This is a genomic window from Chitinophaga rhizosphaerae (genome assembly GCF_003958645.1).
In the GTDB taxonomy this organism is placed as follows: Bacteria; Bacteroidota; Bacteroidia; order Chitinophagales; family Chitinophagaceae; genus Chitinophaga; species Chitinophaga rhizosphaerae.
In genome coordinates, this window is the sequence record NZ_RXLO01000025.1 from 1 (window position 1) to 4,932 (window position 4,932).

General features: G+C 57.6%; 3 protein-coding genes. All 3 read right to left on the reverse strand.

Annotated features, from left to right (window positions below):
- Nucleotides 1-709: 709 nt before the first annotated feature.
- Entirely contained in the window at nucleotides 710-3,994 is a 3,285-nt protein-coding gene (locus tag EJ361_RS26095) for a hypothetical protein (protein ID WP_317126954.1), read from the reverse strand.
- A 5-nt stretch (nucleotides 3,995-3,999) separates the two neighbouring features.
- Nucleotides 4,000-4,461 carry a hypothetical protein gene (locus EJ361_RS25450; protein ID WP_126249396.1) on the reverse strand — a complete coding sequence of 154 codons (462 nt, stop codon included), beginning with the start codon at nucleotides 4,459-4,461 and terminating at the stop codon, nucleotides 4,000-4,002.
- Between the two features lie 24 nt (nucleotides 4,462-4,485).
- Nucleotides 4,486-4,932: PorV/PorQ family protein (locus EJ361_RS25455; RefSeq protein ID WP_126249397.1), on the reverse strand; the 447-nt coding region annotated here is incomplete at its 5' end.

Genomic DNA, 4,932 nt, shown 5'->3' on the forward strand with positions numbered 1-4,932 from the left:
CGGGCCCTGCGGCCAGTGGGGTAACGACGGCTTCACCGATGGTGTAATCGAACTGAATACCGCCGATAATGCCGGACCCTCCGGAAGAGGCGGCCACCTGTCTGACCAGTACCAGCTGCGAACGGGCCGGCAGCCACGATATGGCCAGGAACATGGCCAATAATAGGTGTTTAGTAGAAATTGATTTCATAAAAATCGGATATCAAAGGATTATGAATACAGGGTTGTGCACACTCAATAACATGCATGGTTTCGCTATTTCGATGTCAGGACATCAAATCGGCGTGTTCAAATTGGAATTGCGAAGACGGTTGAAATGGATCCGGTGCGCCCGGCAGCGTTCAGTGGTATTCGGGTAAAACGGACAGCCCCCTCCGGGCATGCGCTCTCACATTCAAATCAGGCGGAATCGAAACAATAATTTCGTATAGGCGGGCGGGTAAATAGGTACAGCCGGGGCTGCATGGTGTCCTTTCAAAAAAGATGGTTAAATAGTTGAGGAAGATCTTGGGGTATCCTATTCCGTTAGTATAGATAGCTCCAATCGAAACGTAAGATAAAAAATTAATGAAGAATGACATTGGATGAATCATAAAAAATGAAAGAAGAAAAAGAGGCTGCCCCGGAAGAGGCAGCCCTACACAAAACCATACATATACCCTTGCTCTCGTCAAAAATGTGTTCGTACGGTTTATAATGAGATGATAAACTATTTCACGTTCACCAGCACCTTGATTTTACCGGTGCCGGAAGCCAGCTCCTGGAGGGCTTTTCCGAGGATCTGGCCATGTTGTAGTTTCTTCGGGTCGGCCTTCATGGCATATCCGGCTTTGCTGGCAGTAACGAGCAGATCGCCGCGGCGGATAGGGCCGCCTTCGTCGCAGACCTTGGTGGGAATAACGCCCACTACGCCCACGGGTACTTGTTCCGTCACATCTTCCACACCTTCCTGTTCTGTCAGCAAAACACCGGGTTTGGTGGCGTAAACGCCGGCTATCAGGGTAGAATAGGCTTCGGATGATTTCTCCATTTTGCGGTCGCTGCTGGTGGATATGACCATCACATCGCCGGGCTCATATGCGTTCATGTCGCCTTCTACGTCAAATGCCTCGGCAAGGTCGGCACCACTGTTCTGCGTTCCGCCGTTGAAGAAACCGCGGCCCGCCGAGTTGATGCGCGCCACATTCACCGCACCGGGATTGCCGGATCTGAATATGGCGATGGAACCATTGCTGTGTTGCTCAACCGTCAATACGGGATTGGTATTTGCCGTGTTGTAATTCACGAACCTTGCGGCACGGCCATTGCCGAAGTTGGGGACCCAGGCATAAATTGCGCTGCCCGTCCCGTCTGCCGTGGTTTCTACTCCATCGCCGGAATTGGACGCGTTTGCCGTGATACCGTTACCGTTACCATCCGCGATCGCGATGAGCGCCGGGCCATTCCCGGCAGGGTTGCTCGCATGGAAAAGCCCCGCAAAACCGCCTGTTCCGGACGAGATCCCGTAAATGCCCGCAGTGCCGAAGTTGGCGAACTGGGAATTCACTTCCCCTCTTACCGCTGCAGAAGTCCCGGTCACCCTGTCCACCATAAAATTCCCCGCGATGCCGTTCCCTACTGTTTTCACAGTGATCACATTGCTGGTATTGGTTTCGTTGAAAATCTCGAACCGTCCCGCACGGCCGGTGGCAAAAGTAGGCACCCATGCATACAGGGCATTGCCGCCTCCGTCGATATTCGCTTCTACCGCATTGCCGTTTTTGCTGGCATTGGCGGTGATCGCGTTGCCGTTGCCATCCTGGATAGCAACCAGGGCAGGACCATTCCCGCTTGCATTAGAAGAATGGAACAATCCTGCAAAACCTCCCGTTCCGGAAGATATCCCGAAGATGCCCGCTGCACCGAAGTTGCCGAAGATCGTTTTTACTTCGCCTCTCACGGCTGCGGCTACACTGTTCGTATTGTCGACCAGGAAAGATGCGGCATTGCCCTGCGTATTGTCGGGGATATTGCCATTGCCGTTGGTTTCGACTTCCAGCGTATTGCCCGTGGTATTGGTATTGTTGAAGTTCTCGAATCGTCCGGCACGGCCGGTACTGTTGTTCAGGCCCACCTGGCCCAACACACCTACCGCCGTACCTGCGGTGCTGGTAGAGATGAACCCGCGCACACCATATCCACCGCCATCGTTCCGGCCAACTACCGCTCCGGCAATGTCGCTGGTGGTGCGGCCAACTACCGCTTCGCCACCGCCGTTATTGTCTCCCACAACACCTGCGCTGGTTTGCGCAGTAGTGATGCCATGGACGCCGAAACCCGCTCCGGTAGAAGCTCTTACGCCAGCGCCGCTCCCGGTGGTCGTAACATTGACAACGGTACCGTTGCCGACGGTATTGGCTACCAGTACGTTATTGTTGTTTGAATTATTGAAGATGGACAGATTGGCCGGAATTCCGTCGTTGCTCGTTGCCTGCAAACCGGTGCCGGTATTGCTGTTGGCATATACACCGAATCCATTTGCCGACGCATTGCCGTATACGCCCAAACCATTCGGGGTAGTACCGTAAACGCCCCAGCCGGAACCGTTCTGCGATCCGTACACACCAACCCCGAGCCCGCCGGTACCATTATTAATACCTCTGACCGCTGCGGAAAATCCGCCCGGCGCAGTCGATGAAACAATCCCGCGCACCGCTGCGATACTGCTGGTGGCAGTGTTGTTCACGCCTTCCAGCGAAGAGCCGTCACCGTTATTAGTAATGGAAAACAGCGTAGCGGCATCGTTTTCGATCGCCGCATAAGGGAGCGTAAGTCCGCCGCCACCGGCATTATCCGCCGCGGGCGTCCAGTTCACACCATCGTATTTCAAAACCTGACCTGCCGCCGGTGCCGCATTGGATACCGGTACGGTCTGGATTTTTGCGACGTTGGGGTTGGGATAGTTCCCTCCCAGGTCGCCCCCTGCGGCCCCGTTCGGAGGCAAGCTCGCCGGGATCACTCCGGGGGCGAGTTTGGGAAGGGTGATGGAACCATCGGCCACTTGCGGGGTCCCTACCGCATTGTTGGCGATAGTAGGATTGGGATAGGTTCCGCTGAGCGATCCGCCCGCAGCTACGCCGTTGATGTCGCCCGCGGGTCCGGCAGGCCCCACAGGCCCGGCGGGTCCAATCGGTCCGGCAGGCCCTTGTGGCCCAACGGCTCCGTCTGCACCGGCAGGTCCAACCGGCCCTTGCGGCCCTGCGGCTCCAACTGGTCCGGCAGGCCCTTGTGGCCCAACGGCTCCGTCTGCACCGGCAGGTCCAACCGGCCCTTGCGGCCCTGCAGCTCCAACTGGTCCGGCAGGCCCTTGTGGCCCAACGGCTCCGTCTGCACCGGCAGGTCCAACCGGCCCTTGCGGCCCGGCAGCTCCAACGGGTCCGGCAGGCCCTTGTGGCCCAACGGCTCCATCAGCGCCGGTAGGCCCAATCGGCCCAACCGGTCCCGCTGGCCCCTGTGCTCCGGCAGGCCCGGTAGCACCGGCGGGTCCCACAGGCCCCACGGCCCCCACTGGCCCCGCAGGTCCGGCAGGCCCTTGCGGCCCGGCAGGCCCCGGGTTACCGTTCGCCGCAAATTGTGCAAAGGGAACGCTCATGAGCTGATTGGTCCCCAGCGTCTGGAAACCACCGCCCGTATTCACTTCCACCTGAAGGAACTGGTTGGCGTTGCCCCAGGGAACGCCGGCGAAAGTACCGGTCACGGGCGTACCACGCCCCACCTGCAAGGTGAACAGGCCGATGGCATTGGTGGCCGTATTATGTGTTTCCTGGTATTGCACGGCGCCGTTTGGCCCGCCGCCGCGCACGGAAAACCGGACGCTGACCGCCTGGTTGGCCAGCACGGTACCATTGCTATTTCGGGCCACCGCCTGGTAGTTGATCCCCGAAAGTCCACTCTGCGCGAAACTTCCGATGGTGGCCGATATCATAAAAAAGAGGAGGTATAGTGTTTTTTTCATGGTACTCAGTTTTTAGAGGTGGGCGCTTTGGGTTTTTCGAAATGCAGCGGGGGCTCTTTGCCCTGCGCTCCCAGATCGGCAGGTGCGATTTTGGCTGCCTTGGGGTCCTGGGCTTTCTGGGCGGCCTCGGCGGCCGACAGGTTGCTGGGCATCTGACCGGAAGACTTTGCTGCTGCCGTATTCGCCTTACGCGCGCCGGCCGGGATGTTTCGCGGGATACCGCCTCCGCCGTTGGCCCCGGGGAAAATATGTTGTTTAAGCGCCTGCGGCGACGTGATGGTGGCTTCCTTCGGTTTAGGGGCCTTTGACTGACCTGACCGGTTTTTCGCAGCGGCCTGGTCGTAATCGCTGAATATGCGTTGACGAATACTGGATCCATCATCGGCCTTTCTTGCCGGCTGCTGCGCCTTTGCAGTCGTAACCGCGGTGCCCAGTAGGAGAATGATGCATAGGAGGATTTTATTCATGACGGGTGCTTTATCAATGAGAGATTATCTGTTATCCCTGAAGGGAGTGTACATAATGGTAAAATTCATGCTCTTTCGCTGGCGGAGGCTCCCTCCGGTGGGCACGAGGTATGCGAAGTCGAGCTGGAAACCCTGTACCCTGACGCCGAAGCCCGCCGAGAACTGCTGCCGGTTGCCCTTTGCAGGGTCTTCGTAGAAGTAACCGGTCCGCACGAAGAAGTTGTTCTGGTAAGCATACTCGATGCCACCTGCGAAGGAGAACTCGCTGACTTCTTCCCGGAAGCCTCCGGGCGCGTCGCTGAAGGAAGTGAAGATGGATTCCACCACGCTCCTGTCGGGGTCTTTCCCTTTTTCGATCTCGCCCGTCGGGATGCCGTCGGGGTCTAGTTTGTAGATGGGAGGTGTGGGAACGAGGAGTTTGTTGACGTCGAGGGCGAGGGTGAACTTGTGGTCTTCCGTCCGCACGAAGGT

Coding starts and splice junctions, on each gene's coding strand:
- EJ361_RS26095 (WP_317126954.1), bottom strand. CDS start 3,994: ATGAAAAAAACACTATACCTCCTCTTTTTTATGATATCGGCCACCATC.
- EJ361_RS25450 (WP_126249396.1), bottom strand. CDS start 4,461: ATGAATAAAATCCTCCTATGCATCATTCTCCTACTGGGCACCGCGGTT.